General features: G+C 33.7%; 12 protein-coding genes (2 of these 12 only partly in view). 4 read left to right on the top strand and 8 right to left on the bottom strand.

The window, feature by feature from the left end; all coding sequences use genetic code 11:
* The 3 genes from AMET1_RS06080 to AMET1_RS08095 all read right to left on the bottom strand — a co-directional run.
* Positions 1-650, bottom strand: partial view of a phospholipase D family protein gene (locus AMET1_RS06080; protein ID WP_086637598.1) — the 5' end (the start) only. Its footprint begins 2233 nt before the window's first position; only the first 650 of its 2883 coding nucleotides appear in the window; the start codon lies at positions 648-650; the stop codon falls past the left edge of the window.
* Positions 643-2091 carry a hypothetical protein gene (locus AMET1_RS06075; protein ID WP_086637597.1) on the bottom strand — a complete coding sequence of 483 codons (1449 nt, stop codon included), beginning with the start codon at positions 2089-2091 and terminating at the stop codon, positions 643-645. Before AMET1_RS06075 ends, AMET1_RS06080 begins: the two co-directional genes overlap by 8 nt.
* 106 nt (positions 2092-2197) lie before the next feature.
* Complete coding sequence (locus AMET1_RS08095) at positions 2198-2320, bottom strand: hypothetical protein (protein WP_269087998.1); 123 nt, start codon at positions 2318-2320, stop codon at positions 2198-2200.
* A 79-nt stretch (positions 2321-2399) separates the two neighbouring features.
* On the opposite strand from AMET1_RS08095, the gene AMET1_RS06070 reads away from it, so the two are divergent.
* Positions 2400-2732 carry a hypothetical protein gene (locus tag AMET1_RS06070; protein ID WP_086637596.1) on the top strand — a complete coding sequence of 111 codons (333 nt, stop codon included), beginning with the start codon at positions 2400-2402 and terminating at the stop codon, positions 2730-2732.
* Between the two features lie 600 nt (positions 2733-3332).
* Complete coding sequence (locus AMET1_RS06060; protein WP_086637594.1) at positions 3333-3542, top strand: hypothetical protein; 210 nt, start codon at positions 3333-3335, stop codon at positions 3540-3542.
* A 502-nt stretch (positions 3543-4044) separates the two neighbouring features.
* Here AMET1_RS06060 and AMET1_RS06055 read toward each other — a convergent pair.
* The 3 genes from AMET1_RS06055 to AMET1_RS08065 form a co-directional block, all read right to left on the bottom strand.
* The gene (locus AMET1_RS06055; protein WP_086637593.1) at positions 4045-4599 is read right to left on the bottom strand and encodes a tyrosine-type recombinase/integrase; all 555 of its coding nucleotides are present in this window, start codon (positions 4597-4599) and stop codon (positions 4045-4047) included.
* A 174-nt stretch (positions 4600-4773) separates the two neighbouring features.
* Positions 4774-7278, bottom strand: a complete 2505-nt coding sequence (locus AMET1_RS06050; RefSeq protein WP_236629471.1) for an Eco57I restriction-modification methylase domain-containing protein — start codon at positions 7276-7278, stop codon at positions 4774-4776.
* Between the two features lie 293 nt (positions 7279-7571).
* Positions 7572-8783 carry a hypothetical protein gene (locus AMET1_RS08065; RefSeq protein WP_236629447.1) on the bottom strand — a complete coding sequence of 404 codons (1212 nt, stop codon included), beginning with the start codon at positions 8781-8783 and terminating at the stop codon, positions 7572-7574.
* A gap of 90 nt (positions 8784-8873) precedes the next feature.
* Here AMET1_RS08065 and AMET1_RS06045 point away from each other — a divergent pair, with 90 nt between their 5' ends.
* On the top strand, positions 8874-11828 hold the full coding sequence (locus AMET1_RS06045; protein ID WP_086637591.1) for a DEAD/DEAH box helicase: 2955 nt from the start codon (positions 8874-8876) through the stop codon (positions 11826-11828).
* Positions 11829-12289: 461 nt separating this feature from the next.
* Here AMET1_RS06045 and AMET1_RS06040 read toward each other — a convergent pair whose 3' ends face one another.
* Entirely contained in the window at positions 12290-13963 is a 1674-nt protein-coding gene (locus tag AMET1_RS06040) for a hypothetical protein (protein WP_086637590.1), read from the bottom strand.
* A 276-nt stretch (positions 13964-14239) separates the two neighbouring features.
* On the opposite strand from AMET1_RS06040, the gene AMET1_RS06035 reads away from it, so the two are divergent.
* Positions 14240-14467, top strand: a complete 228-nt coding sequence (locus AMET1_RS06035) for a hypothetical protein (protein WP_086637589.1) — start codon at positions 14240-14242, stop codon at positions 14465-14467.
* A 146-nt stretch (positions 14468-14613) separates the two neighbouring features.
* Here AMET1_RS06035 and AMET1_RS06030 read toward each other — a convergent pair whose 3' ends face one another.
* On the bottom strand, positions 14614-15000 hold the 3' portion of the coding sequence (locus AMET1_RS06030; protein WP_086637588.1) for a hypothetical protein. It continues 204 nt past the right edge of the window; the window shows 387 of its 591 coding nt (coding positions 205-591); its start codon lies beyond the right edge, outside the window; it ends in the stop codon at positions 14614-14616.

The raw sequence follows: 15000 nt of genomic DNA, 5'->3' as shown, positions 1-15000 counted from the left end.
GGAATTATATTCATTATTCCTTCTTTACTAAAAAAAGGGGTTATGTATACTATTTCCTTAAGAATTTTATCATCAATTATTTTTTCAATAGACTTTTTAAGGGTATTTGAACCATCTGAGTGTAGCAAGATTAGAGGAAACTTAGAGTTTTCAAATAAGTTGTCCGTTAATTGTGGATCTCTTTTGGCTAAAATACTACTACTGAAGTCTAGGATCTGATTGACCTCGCATTTATCAGTGAGGTTTGGATTGAAATTCTCCTCTTCCATTTTGCTTTTTTCTAGCGGGGCTTCTAGCTCTCCAGTAAAGAAAGAGCACCATTCAATATTGCTAAAGAGACCACCTCCGGTAAAATTGAATGAACCCAGCCAACATCTAATCTCTTTTTGGTTCCACATGAGATAGATTTTGGCATGACTGTCTAATATTTTGGTTTTGACCTTATCAGAATATTCGGAGTTTATTATTTTCTCGATTTCTTGTCTCCGAGTTAGAATAGTTATATCGCTTCCTTTTGGAAACCATTCGATTAGCCCAGGCTCTATCCCATATGTTATAAATAGAAAATTATTGAATTCACCAGACTTTAAGTCTTCTTTAAATTTAGTTCCTAAGTCAATCAAGGAACTATCAAAACTTCCATTAACCATTCCTACTACCTTCCACTACACGTCTTGTCCAGTTTATAGCCTGGTTTACAGCGTAAAATGAGGCGCTAGGTGAACTATCACTGTAAGGTTTTATTATTATGTATAAATCATCTGCTTCCTTTTCAATTGTATCTTGATTTTCCAACAATTTCATAAATGCCTCTTCTATCTCTAAATTTCCTTCTATACAGTCTGACAAAATCTCCATGTATTCTGCAACATCTGATTCATTTCTTTCTTTTAAATCTTCTATGAAGTGAGGAAAATTTGTTTGCCACCTTTCCTGTAGACGTTTGTATATCTCCTCGATATAGTCAACTTTAGGGTTTTTGCTATTCTTAAAATATCTCTCTACATCTTTTAAAGATAAAGAGCTTTTTTCCTCTTTTTTCTTCTCATTTAGAAGTTTTCTTGCAATATCTTCTCCATCACCAAGAAAGAAGTTTAAATCCCAAAAGAAGCAAGATTCTTCTAGCCCCTCCAAAATTTTTTCTGGAATATTTATTCCTTTAAACTTACTTTTAGCCTGATTTGAGAAGTTTTCATCTTCTTTATATAAATGAGAAACACGCCTAAGTTTATCTTTTATGGAATTACCTGTTGATGTAGGGTTAAAATATGCAATTAAAATAAATGATCTTAGAAGATAACTTCCTTTTTCAGTTGAGTTTAAGGCGTGAATAAAAGCTTTTATTTCCCTTTTATTAAACCGATAATCTGTATTTGCCAAAGGCTGTAGATCGCTATCGCTTACTTTTCCAAGCACTCTCTCTGTAAAATCAATATTCGGACCAATAACAACCTCATTATTATCGATTCCATGTAGATCCTCCTCAACTTCAAAAACCTTTCCAAGCCCTTTAACAAAACTTGTAATAGCTTCTTTAACTCTCTCTTCAGTATCATCACTTGAAGGTCGATTCGCCCCCATTGATTCCTCTAAAATAGGTACTAAATCCACCTCGTTCCTATCACATTTTGTTTTGAATTCCGAGGAAAAAACTTTATCAACAAATTCTTGAAAATCAAATTCATCTGTTCCTTTGGCAAATATTTCTATTTCATGAATAATCCTGTCCGTCCATTTCTTTTTAAAAAGCCATCCACTTGCGGCTCTTTTCCCAACGCTTACATCTTTAATCTCTTTTATTTGACTGAAATATCTCGAAAGAAGAGAATAGTAAAGAACACTTTCTTCGGGCTCTTTTTTCCCATTTTTTTCCGCCCATAGGAAGAGCCGATCCTGCTTTGCTAAATCAAAATTTCTTTCTAATTTAAGATAGAGAGAATATTTCACCCAAAATAAATCGTACATAACTAACCCTAAACCGGGAAAAACATATTCTCTGAGTTCTTTTGGCCTAAATAACCTAGGATTCTCACTTTTCCTCTTAGTTGCAGAAAGGTAAAATGGATGAGGTAACAGCTTTTCATCAACCAAAAAAATCACACTCTATTGATAAATTGGATCCTCTTTTTTAAACAGATTATTTTTTTAAAGGACATTTGCCCCGCACCGTTTTAAATATTCTCTGGTTTCTTTATCTTTACATCGAATAACCATGCCTTCCCTTAGATTCTTCCTTTAGGTGGAATCTCTGATATCTATTTAGAAAACCTCTTAGTCTTAATAGTTTTTTTAGATTTTTGGTTAGAGGTTTTTGGTGCATAAATTTAAAACCTGTTGTTTATGGATATCCATATTGCTAAAAAATATATAGGTAGCGTGTTATTATCAAAAAACAATCAATGAATTTTAAATGGCAATGTGAAAGGTGTGGGAAATACTATTACGCAGAACCTAAAGAATGCTCGAATTGTGGATATACTGTTTTCAATCAGAAAGGAACTGAAAAGAAAGATAAAAGATGGGTATGCAAGTTATGTGGAGTAATACATTACAAAAAACCATCTGAATGCAGCCATTGTGGAAATACAGAGTTTAAAGAAGAAAAAATAAAAGAAGAAAATTCAGAAGAAAAACATAAAGAAAATAGAGATAGAATAAAACAGTCACTTAAACATATACTATTTATAGCAATAATAATAGGAATTGGAATCATCTTCATACTCTACATCTAAACACACTGAACAAAGAATAGAACTTATACCGCCATACACAGATATTTCCTCGTTAAATAACCTTTTTTTGTATCATACCGTGTTTTTTTGGTTGTTCGGGATTTTCTAAAAAAAATATATAGGTCGTGGTTTATTATAGAAACAATTGATGGATTTTAGATGGGAATGTGAAAGGTGTGGTGAAACGTATAAATTTAATCCTGAAAAATGCTATAAATGTAGTTATACTGTATTCTCTCAAAAACAAGTTGAACACCAAACCAAACGAAAAGATACTGAAAAAAAGAAAAAGAAAGTTACGGAACAGAAAATAAGAGAAGAAAAATCTTTAACCAAAAAACGTAAGCTAAATACACTCAAACGCATTAAAAGAACTTTTAAAAGAATAGTATATAAAACAAAAAGGAAAACCAAAAGAATAATAAGCATAACGTTATGGGCACTTAAACACATAATCGCTATAACATTAATAATAGGAATTTGGTTCGCTTTCCTCCTTTATTTTACATAATACTAATAGATTCTATAATAATACTAATAGATTCTATAATACCACATAGATTGAAAAGTTTTTTTATTGGGTTTTACGTATTTTCATGTATGTTTGATGAAATTAAATCAATGTTTTGGGGTTTTGCGGTTAGCATAGCAGGTATTATCGTAGTTCTATTAGCTTTTTTGATAGGGGTTACAGGGGGTTATGTTTACCCAGATTCTCTAGGAATGTATATTGCGTGGTTGATAGCTATTATTGTAGCTCTACTTGGAGCAATTCTTTTTTATTCAGGTAGAAAAATTATGAACAGATAAGTAGTAAAATAGTAAGAAATTTTTACCCCCAGATTTTTGTATATCCTTTCTGTATGTCGTCAGCTACAACATCAAGATAGATTTGGGTTGTTGAAAATGAAGAATAGAGGTTTCCTGACGTTTAGGGATACTGGTTGGGGGGAGGTGAACTTTTTAGATATCCCCCTCCCTTGAGGTCTTACTCCGGCCCTTGCCGGGGGTCCTGCTCCAGAGTTTAATGGTAGGGAGCCCTCCCTCTGTTGTGGAGATCGGTTTTTTTATGTTATTTTTCTGGGTTTTAGAGATGTTCAGAGAGGGGAGAAAAAGGGGTGTCGATGCCTAAATAAACCTATAGATTGGTTTGATAACATATACTCTTAATGTGATTCTGCTGTCTTTCTTATATTTTTCAACATAAAAATATAGCCTAATTCAACTCAAGCACAACAAAACAGTAACAGCTCAACAAACAGCATAAGACAGACAGCACACAAGACAAAAAAAATAAAAAAATGAAGTACACTTATCCCCAAACTTTCTCATACTCTTTTTGTACGTCTTCAGCCACTACATCTAAGTATATCTGTGTGGTTGAAAGTGAGGTGTGACCCAGTATCTTTTGAAGTGTCCTTAGGTCCATTCCATTCTTGAGGCAGTGGATTGCGAAGCTGTGCCGCCATTTATGCGGCTTAGATGTAAAATCACATTTTCCAGCATACTTATAAACTATATTCCTTAGTGTCCGTGAAGAAATATCGAACACAAGGTCATCTTTGTTTAGGTTGTTTGTCCACATCTTCAACAGATTCTTGATTTCCTGGGGTACTGGTACCACTCTGTCTTTCCCACCCTTACCATTCCTTACTATTATCCTTTTTTCATTGAACTCGAGATCTTTCTTTTGTAATGAGATTAATTCGCTTCCTCGTAGGCCGGTGCTCCATAGGATTTTTAGTATTAGGTAGTCTCTTTGGTTTTGTTGATCGGATTTTTCTAGCATTTTCTGTATTTCCGTTTCTCTATGGTATTTCGGTAATTTATGGTGTCTATTTTGTGTTTTATAGCCTGTTTTATCCATTATATACCTCTTTTTCTTCCGTTTTCATATAAAAACGGAAACAATAGAATCATAAACTTCAACTATATTTATAATTAGCACTACAAGAAATTAGATAACTATTTTATCGAAAAATTGTTTTCAATCCAAAGCTAATAGGCCTTTATAGACTAATAAATAAAAAAATAATTGTTTTTAAGTCTCTTCAGAGTTTCCTTGTAAATCTATAAACTTATTTATAATGTCTTCTTTAACCTCTTCTTCCGTATCCAGTGAATTTAAAACAATCTTAACCTCTTCTTTAGTCAAATCATATAGATCAAAAACTATTGCGTTTATCTCATTATCAATTTCTTGGATTTCCTTTTCTAGCCTCTCAGCCTTTTCTTTCTGCTCCATATACTTTTTGAGGCTCGTACTTACGTTTTCAATTTTTGGTAAAGTTAGCTCTTCTAAACGGTTTATTAAAGATTTAGTTTTAGTAGCTGTTTTTCTAAAATTAGCGAAGCCTCCTCCTTTATTAATAGCCAGTTTAGTGAATTCACGAATCAAAAATAACTCTTTATCGGAACCAGAAAATGTCATAGCAGGAATGAAATTAGTTTCGAGATAACCCCACCGATCAAGCCCATTTTGGTTAAAATCTTCATCTTCATTTGGCTTGTAACGAGCTGTGACCTTTAAAATTAATTGACTATCTTTTTCTTGAAATTCAACATCACCAATTCTAAGTTTGTCCTTTTCAGAAATAGTATCGGTCAGGATAGTGTCAGAAAGACCCTTAACAGGAGTGTAAAGGTCATTTATGGTTTTGCCGATAGAGTAATTACCAAGGTAATCCTTGATATTAAGGTTAATTCTCTTAAATTCCTTTTTCAACCCTTGAATTTCTTTGGTCGATTCTATTAACTGTTTGTTTCCAGTGGTTACCGGAATTCTAGCTAATTCATTTAGTTTTACATGTATTCCTTTATATTGTGAACCGTACCAGAGATTAATCAACTTTGAATTTAGAATACTTACCAGATTTTCCATTCTAATCTTATCTATCTCATAAATTACATTTACAGTATCTAGAGGGAATCTTTGATCATAATCAATAGCAGAGACTATGCTCTCACCACTAATTTCTTGTAGAACAATCTTTTTATGAAGATCGAAAAAATCCCTGCTTCTGGGACCAGCACCCTTTCTTTCTTTCATTTTTTCAGGACTGTACCACATATACTCAGATGGTGATTCAATCCAATACCTTTCGATTTCTTTACCTCTAAGAACAGGTTCTGTATATTTCTCGGTTCTTTGATTCGATAAAAACCTGTCATTGTCAGCTGTTTTAATTCCAAGTGAGAAATTCGCATAATCTCCTAATTTACGATTCTTTTCGATTTTATCGAAAATTCTAGCAGTTTTTTTATCAATATCTAAATTAATAATGTAATTATCGTTCAAGCAGTGGTCTATAGGGATTACCTTCTGTTCAATTTCCTTGCCTGATTCTTCAATATCTACTAATTTAAAATCGGAAGCCTCATTTTGACTTAAAATCAATATCATAGTAGATACGGTTGCATCTTCGAATACATTAGACCCTAAATCAGATAATTTTTCAATTCTTAGTTGCTTCAGTATAAGCTTTCTTAATTTTGAAAAACTATCTATTGAAAGCCAAGTATTTGAAACTATAAAACCAATCTTATTTTCTGATATTGAGTTACTTTTCTCTATAAAGTAGGCGTAAAGATCAGTCTTATTTTTATTAACAAAATATTGTTCATTGAAGTAATTTCGCTGATCTTCAGGCAAATTAAAAACGTTTACATATGGAGGGTTTCCTATTACTGCGTCAAATCCATTTTTTTCACTGAAAAATACTTCCGGATATTCTAGTTGCCAGTTGAAGAATCTGTGTTTTTGTTTAGTTTCCTTTACTTTTTTGTACCATTCTTCTATTTTGATTTTTTTCCATATCTTATCATCTTTTATGGATGACACGAGGTTTTTTATAGTGTCCTCTGGAACTTCAATATTGAATTTTTGTGCGGTATGGATGTCCAAGATTGTTTCTAGTCTATTTTTTATTTTATTTCGTTCTATTTCGCTGTATTTTTCTTCAATCTTTTTTATGTCGCTGAGTTCTTCGTTTTCTATCTGCATAATCTCCTGATAAACTTTTAGTAAATCATCGATTGTTCCCTTAAAAGTCAATCCGAAATCAGTTAATGAGGTTTCAGGCCTACCATCACCACTAGTCTCCTCAATTTCTTCAATATCTTCAAAATCTGAACCTACCAAAGAGTTTCCTGTTTTTAGGTGGTGGTCTAAGAATGCAAGTGGTTGTTCAGATGCAAGAGTTCTAAGCCATAATGAGACTTTGGCTAGTTCTGTGGCCATTGGGTTGAGGTCTACGCCATATATACAGTTTTGTGCTACTTGTCGTCGTGCCCAATGTATATCGTGTGTTTCATCGATTGTCTCTCCGCCTTCTTCCTTCGCCTGTTTCTCATGAGCATTGACTACTTCCCTAGCTAGATAGTCTACTGCTTCTACTAGGAAGTGGCCGCTACCCATAGCAGGATCCAGAACCTTCAAATCAAAAACTCTCTCAGCAAACCTATCCGCAAAATTATCATAATCCAACAAATCATCCTTAATCTCATCAATCAGAGGACCAAGAGTATTCTCAACAATATACTCCACAACATACTGAGGAGTATAATAAGAACCAGTAGCCTTCCTTTCCGCCCTATCAGTTGTTAGGTATACTTCTCCTTCTTCAACCGTCTCTATAATCTCATTCTTAGCTTCTTCTTTTGGTTTCCATTTTTGTGTTCCGTTTTCTTTGACAGCAGCTAACGGTTGGTTTGCTATGTTTAGGTTGTATTCTAGTAGGCCTTCGTATATTGAGCCAAGTTGTCTTATTCCGAGGGAGGAGTAGTCTACGAATTCTCTTGTGCCGTTTTGGTCTGTTGCTAGTAGGTCTATTACTTGGGCTAGGTACTCGTCTCCAACTTTGTTTTCCTGTAGGAATTTGTTGGTTTTCCGGTAGCTTCTTCTTCGGTTGTTTTGAATAGGCCTCCGTTGTATGGTGGTATGTATAGGTCTTCTTCTGGGATCCCCATGTTTTTGCTGCCTTTGTCTATTAGTTGGAATAGTTCGTTGAGGCGGTCCCACAGGTTTGTTTGCCAAGCCCTATACCTAGGAGTTGATTTCTTGAGTTCTTCTTTTATTTCTTGTTTTAAGCTATTTAAACTGTAATTCTGATCGTAAATCTCATTTTTCGTGTCTAGTAGGTCTCTTCCTTCGCTTTCAGCATAAAAAACAAATATCAAACGATATAGGTATGTTAGTGATGAATCGTGGATTAAATCAAGCTTACTTTCATCAAGGTTGTTGGGGTCGTGTTGTAGGAATCCTTCTGCGAGTAGTTTGATTGCGTTGTATATGTTGTCTTGTAGGTCTTTTCCTAGTTCTTTTGAGAATCGGTTACTTTGTTCTAGTACTCTATCCAGGAAGCATTTATCTGTACTGTCTTTGGTGAAGGCTTGTTTTCTGAAGAAGTGGTAGAAGTATTTGAATTCTTTTTTAATGTTTTCGTATTGATGCTTATTTTCTAGTAGTGTTTGGAGGTTTATTTCGTAGTAGCTGTCTAGTCTGTGGCTTGTTTTTGAGTGGTATATTCTCCATTTTTTTCCGTTTGTTAGTACTGCCCAGTCTGGCTCTGTTTCTTGGAGGTATACGTGTATTTGGTGGCTTGGGTTTTCAAAGTCTCTTTTGTGTTCTCCTCTTTTGTCTAGTTTTCTTCCCCATCTTTTTGCGTCAGCCACAGCTATAGCATTACTATAAAAATCTCCTGTTCCACTTTCAAACCCTCTTGCTACATCATGGGCTTTCTGCCTGTCTTCCTCGTTTTTGAAAAATCCGTAGTCTGGCCGTCTTCGTCCACGCTCAACTGTCTGCTGAACCTCAAACTCAATATCCAAGATATCTAGAATAGGTCTTATAAAATTATATTCAAGCTGCCCCTCATTATAACTCTCAAGACGGTCCTTCTCTCTTCGATAAAGCTTCTCTATTTCATTTAATTTTTCTTCAATTTCTTGTTCGGTTACTTCTTGCCATTGATCTGTTTCTGGAAGCAACTTCTTCAGATAGTGGTTTGAGAATAAATCGCTATTAACTCTATAAGACAGTTGAGCCTGCATTCTAAAACTAAACACATATTAGTACGTGATAAAACATAAAGTTTAGATGTAATAAGAAAATGGGAATGTTTGTTTTGGGGCATGTGGTTTATGGTTGTTTTAAATGTTGGTGATCGGGTCAAGTTTGCTGGGGGTAAAGGAGAAGTTACTAAGATTGAGGAGAGGCCTAATGGTAATCATCTTCTCCATGTTTATACGGATGAAGGTCAGTTAAGGAAGCTTCCTAGTGGTTTGCCTCATATTGAGAAGATGGATTCGGTTGTTGACCGTTTAAAAGCTTGTGAGGTTGATTCTCCAGTGCATTGTGACCTTCGTGAGCGGGCTACTCGTCTTGACCTTGCTTATCGGTATGACCGTTTTCTTTCTTTGACAAGTAATCGTATTGAGATTGAGCCTTATCAGGTTAAAGCTGCATATGAAATCTTGAATTCTTATGATAAACGTTATCTCATCGGTGACGAGGTCGGTTTAGGTAAAACCATTGAAGCAGGGATAGTTATTGAAGAGCTTATTGCTCGAGGAAGAGCGGACCGTGTTCTTATCGTGGCACCTGCACCACTGACCTTTCAATGGCAGAAAGAGCTGCGTGAAAAATTCAATCGGAACTTCGTGATCTACGATCGTCAACATGTTGAGACTTGCAGGCGGTCTCATCCGACCAAAAACGTCTGGGAACAAGAAAACTTCATAATAACCTCAATCGATTTCCTAAAACAGACAAACGATGACCCAGACTCAGATATTCTATCCGTTAGAGATGAATTAGAGAATCTTGAGCCAGGTTGGGATATAGCTATATTTGATGAAGCCCACCACCTAACAGCACGTCGAGGAAGCGACCAATCAATAGAACGAACACAAAGATATAAAGCAGCTGAAATTGTCGCAAGAAACTCCGACTCACTACTATTGCTCACCGGGACACCACATAAAGGAAAACAAGACCAATTCTACTTCTTAATCAAACTTCTTGATCCATATCGCTTCAGCCATGAATCTGAAATAACTCCTGAAAAACTCGATGACCTGATGATTCGGCGGCTTAAAGAAGACATGTATGAAACCGATGGAACCCGTATGTTTCCAGATAAAAACATAGAAGCCATCCCTGTAAGGATGTCCGAAGCTGAAAAACAACTTTATAAAGACGTAACAGAATACACTCGAGAATACTACAACCTCGCCAAACAAGAAGATAAAAATGTAGCCGGATTCACCATGGTCATATACCAAAAAAGAGCAGTTTCAAGCATACACGCAATAAAAAAATCACTCGAAAACCGCATAGAAGCAATACAAAGTGACAGCATAACAGAAGACCTACCAAAAAATACAAAGGAGCTTTTAAGAAAATACGCAACCAACCCTGAAACCCTAACCGATTCAGAACGCACTCAAGTAGAAAAAGCCCTAGAAACAGTCACATTCAAATGGGATAAAAACCAGATGCAGAAAGAACTAGAACAAGTTAAAAAACTCCTAAAACAAGCCCAAAACATAGAGAAAGACTCAAAAGAACAACTACTCCGAAAAATTATAGACCGTATCTTGTATGAAGACCCCGAGGAAAAAATACTTATCTTCACAGACTACACAGACACTCTAAAATACCTAAGAGACCAAGTTCTCCAAGACCATGACGTCGCCGAAGTATACGGAGACCTAAACCAACAACAAAGAATAAAAGAAATGAAAAAATTCGAAGAAGAAGCAAACATAATGCTCGCAACCGACGCCGCCCAAGAAGGCCTAAACCTACAGTTCGCACACATCATGATCAACTACGACCTCCCATGGAACCCAATACGCATAGACCAACGAATGGGCAGACTACACCGATACGGACAAACAAACACAGTAGAAATACGCAACCTATTCTACAAAGACACAAGAGAAAACGAAATCCTCAAACTCCTGCTTGACAAAATCGACCAAATCGAAAGCGACCTCGGAATGAGTTCAGACGTAATGGGACAAATCCTAGATGAAGTAGACCTAGAAAAAACCATCATGACAGCTATAGCCGAAGACAAACCAACAAAAGAAGTCATAGCAGACATCGAAAAAACAATGAAAGAACAAAAAGACGCTTTAGAAACAGTTGAAAAAAACTTCCTAATCAGAGATCATTTTGACCTGTCCAATGAAGATGAAGAACTACTCGAAGTTATAGAAAGAAGCCAAACAGAGGAAGTCACCGAAGAAGACATAGAAAAATTAGTACGAAATTTCTTCAACGAATTTAACGGAGAAATAAAAGGAACACGACCAGGACCATCACGCTCAACCGGAGACATATACCAACTAAAAACACCAAACATAATCTCAGGCCAACAAATAAAACAAAAATACCCAAAAGCAACCTTCACCAAAGACATCGCAATGAAAAAAGACGATATAGAATTCATCGCCATAGACCACCCCATAGTAAAATCAATAATAGACCTATCCACAAAATCAGACCACATAAAAGGACAAATAGCAATAAAAACCACAGAAAACAACCAGAAAACACCAGGAATACTATTCACCTATAGACTAGGATACACATCAGGAGCCGGAGAAATAGTCACAGAAAAAATGAAAAAAATCTACGTAAACAAAAAAGGCGAAGTAACAACCAACCCACCAAAAATAAAAGAAACCCTCTCACCCCAAAATATAGAATCAAAAGAGAATATCCAGGAACTAGCTTCAAAAGCAAAGAAACTCCACCAAGAAGCTGAAATGGAAGCCTGGAACCAAGTCGAATCATTCGCCGAAGAAGCAAGAAAAGAAAGAAAAAGAGAAATAGAAATCAAAAAACAACACGCAGAAAAACACTTCAAAAACGAAATCCAAACATGGCAAAAAAGACTCAAAAAATACCAAAAAAAAGCTGAAAAAGGAGAAGACATGTCAGCACCAATAGGAAACGCCAAAACACAAATAAAAAACCTCAAAGATGAAAAAAAAGACGAACTTGAATACCTTGAAGAAGAAAAACACGTAATACCCGAAGAACCAGAACTAACAACAACAGCATACGTAATATCCGAAAAATAGGATAAAGGAAGAACACAAAAACTGTAACTACATTTATTGTTTTAATTACTGTGTAGAGGGTAATATGTTATTTTTGACATAACTCATTTATAAAGTTAATTTAAAGTGTGTTTATGAGTTTTATGTCTTTTAGGAAGAAATCAATTATTTAAATATATCTAAATAAATCAACAATCATATATCATTTATCTTCACACCAAACCCAAACTTTATAGATTCCAAATATCTTTTTTCGGGGCTATGTCTGTTTTCAGGTTAATGTCTAGGATCTTTAGGGAGATATATTCTTTATAGTTAAAATTATAGGCATATCTATAGGTTTGGATTTGCCTAGACATCCTATAAATTTAAGAATTTGAATTTGGGCTGGATGAAGAAATTGAATAACAAATCTTGGAAATAGTTAAAAAAATCGAAAAGTTTTTGAAAAACTTTGGAGAACAATCCCTGACATTTTGATTCTAATTATAAAATACGCCTACTAAAATACATTTTTGGTTTTTTTCACCAATAGGAACTGAAAAAAGATAAAATTTACTTACTTCAGTGTTCCTGTCGTCTAAGTCTCTATTAACCTTTTCCTCGAGGCTATCAATTCTATCATCACCCCATCTTTGTTTTCGTAGGCCATCTATAGAACGAGATTCTTCATCAATACCCCACAAAAACACTTTATAATTAATTTCTCTAGATTCCTTTTCTATATTATCAATTATACTGCTAAAGGGTTTATCTTTACTTAAATCGTCCCTATCTTTGTATTCTATTAAACTGTTCTCTTTAGTTGTAATTGTTTTATTCCGTTTAGTAAACCCATGTTGAAGCTTTATAATTTGATTAATTCCTGAATTAAATTGTTCATTAACCTCTTGAGATATCATATGTAGCCAAACAAACCCTAAAATCCAAGATATAGTTTCTCCTTCGATATTTAATATATTATTATGTAGTTTATCTAAGAAATTTAAATATTCAGGAGCGAGATTAGTCTTTTCTATGTTTAAAAGAGATACATTATTGATTTCCAATTCTTTTGATGCTATATTTTCAGAAGGATGAAAAATTGAACATTTATTTCCATAAACTATATCTCTAAGAATCTTTTTAGCAAAATTACTATCGATATCTATGTGTTTGTCAGCATATAGAATATGAATATCTTGAGGTATATTGCCTTTTTCTTTTATTTTTTTATCATCTTTTTTTTGGATTTCAACAAATTCTTTATAATCAATAATGTCACTAAAAAAGGATGAACTATCTTTAATCTTTCTAAGTTCTTTATAATGTTTTTTTTGATTTTCTAATCCATAAATATATTCTTTAAATTCGCTTTTAAAAAAATTAGGGTTTGAATAGTTTTTATTACCCCAGCTTATTTCTTTAATATGATGTTGATGATTATTTAATTTTAATTTACGCCCGCTTATTTTTATTTTATTATTTTGAATCCATTTTTCTTTTAATTCATTGTTAGAAAATTCAAATTTACATTCAATACCACTTGTCCCTTCATAAAACGAAATTATTCTGACATTTTTTCTTTTATAGTGAAACTTTCTTTCAGCCACTCCTATAAAATCTCTAAAAGTAGTTGATCCTGTATCAGTAAAATGCGAAAATTCTAATTCCCCGTTTTCACCTTCAAAAAGTGCTGCACTAAGTATGTTATCAATGTCTAGAAATCTCTTTATTAGTTCAATCTTTTCTTCTCCTTCTCTAATAGATAAACCTTTTTCAGCTTTTACGTGTGTTAATAGAATTGAGGATCCGTAGAGTATAAGCATAGCGTATTTACCTTTCTCTCTCTGTCTTTTCTGGAGATGGTCACAAAATTCTCTCAACAAATCTTTAATTATTCGATATTCAAGGAGATTATCTTCTTTGGATTCTTCTTCTAAAATTTGTTTTACCCAATTTTTATGGGCTTCGTTCATTTTAGAATCCTTAATTTTTGTTGGGTATCTGAGTTTCCTTTTTATATCTTTTAGTAATTTTTTTATATCTTTTATATCAGAATAAGAAGTAAGATTTTTGTTTTTTATTTCCGAGGTATAATCAGGCTTTACTTCCCTATAAAAAATTTTAGCTTCTTTTCTTTCTTCATTTTCCGATAATATATTTTGGTGTGGCATACCTTGAAACCACTTTACTTTTTCAATTAATTAATAATTAATTTTTGGACCAAATAAAATTCTTTAGAATCAAATTAAGCTGCATTTATGGCTGTATTTATATTTTTCTAATTTCCCTCTTTTTTTAATAACATCTATATCGAATGTTACGGAGCAATCTTCAAAGAGGTGTCAAAAATGCTTGGATGGCAAGCCTCTTACCTGAAGTTACTATAGCAAAACCTCTTGACCAATTAAGTTGGATTGAGGAGATGATTCCACACAAAAAAAGTTTCAATGAAATCAGAAGATGGAATGACACCTTCTATAGAAGTAGACATAGCTGCTGTCACAAACGAAGAAAAAGTTTTATTTTTTGAAGTCACTTCTCAAAGAAATGGAGCTATTAGTATACTTCCTAAAAAACGAAAAAAATTCGATGATAATTATATTCATTATGATATGTTATTACAATTAAGCCTTGACAATCAATCCAAACCAGTTCCATTTGATGATAATGTTTGAGCACTACCTCCAAATTTCATTTTTGATTTTAAGGATGAATTTAACGAATTTGCGAAGAAAGAAAACCTTAAGTAAAGATATTTTTATAGACATTACTTTTTAACTAAAAAAGTTAGTTTAAATCACTATATCTTTTTTAAACTTTTTTACTTCTTTGGAATAGCCCTGCAATCGTCTATTATTTCCTTTAATTGTAGAATTATATAGAACACAAGAAAAATACTTGAGAAGATTTTAGTTACTATATTTAGGTCCATAAATACAAAAAATACTATTGCTATCATTATAGCTAAAATACCAAAATCAAGTGTTCTATCTTGTAAAAACCAATATATTCTTCTATTACCTATAAACTCATACAATTTATATGAAGTCAAAAAAAGGAGCAAAGAAAAAACTGAAATAATGATTATAGATTCGCCCCTATCTATCCCGATTGTTTGATACCAAAAAGGTATTGCGGCAAATACAATAACAGACAAAATCAGTGCCCTTGAAGCGTATTCTTTTGATTCCGCTTTTATATTTTTAAG

It is taken from the genome of Methanonatronarchaeum thermophilum (assembly GCF_002153915.1).
Lineage (GTDB): Archaea > Halobacteriota > Methanonatronarchaeia > Methanonatronarchaeales > Methanonatronarchaeaceae > Methanonatronarchaeum > Methanonatronarchaeum thermophilum.
Note: the sequence above shows the minus strand (reverse complement) of the source record. Positions and strands in the feature narration are given on the sequence as shown.

Excerpts from the sequence above, each read along its gene's own strand:
- AMET1_RS08095 (WP_269087998.1), bottom strand. The coding sequence starts at position 2,320 with ATGCACCAAAAACCTCTAACCAAAAATCTAAAAAAACTATTAAGACTA.
- AMET1_RS06070 (WP_086637596.1), top strand. The coding sequence starts at position 2,400 with ATGAATTTTAAATGGCAATGTGAAAGGTGTGGGAAATACTATTACGCA.
- AMET1_RS06060 (WP_086637594.1), top strand. The coding sequence starts at position 3,333 with ATGTTTGATGAAATTAAATCAATGTTTTGGGGTTTTGCGGTTAGCATA.
- AMET1_RS06055 (WP_086637593.1), bottom strand. The coding sequence starts at position 4,599 with ATGGATAAAACAGGCTATAAAACACAAAATAGACACCATAAATTACCG.
- AMET1_RS08065 (WP_236629447.1), bottom strand. The coding sequence starts at position 8,783 with ATGCAGGCTCAACTGTCTTATAGAGTTAATAGCGATTTATTCTCAAAC.
- AMET1_RS06045 (WP_086637591.1), top strand. The coding sequence starts at position 8,874 with ATGGTTGTTTTAAATGTTGGTGATCGGGTCAAGTTTGCTGGGGGTAAA.
- AMET1_RS06040 (WP_086637590.1), bottom strand. The coding sequence starts at position 13,963 with ATGCCACACCAAAATATATTATCGGAAAATGAAGAAAGAAAAGAAGCT.
- AMET1_RS06035 (WP_086637589.1), top strand. The coding sequence starts at position 14,240 with ATGAAATCAGAAGATGGAATGACACCTTCTATAGAAGTAGACATAGCT.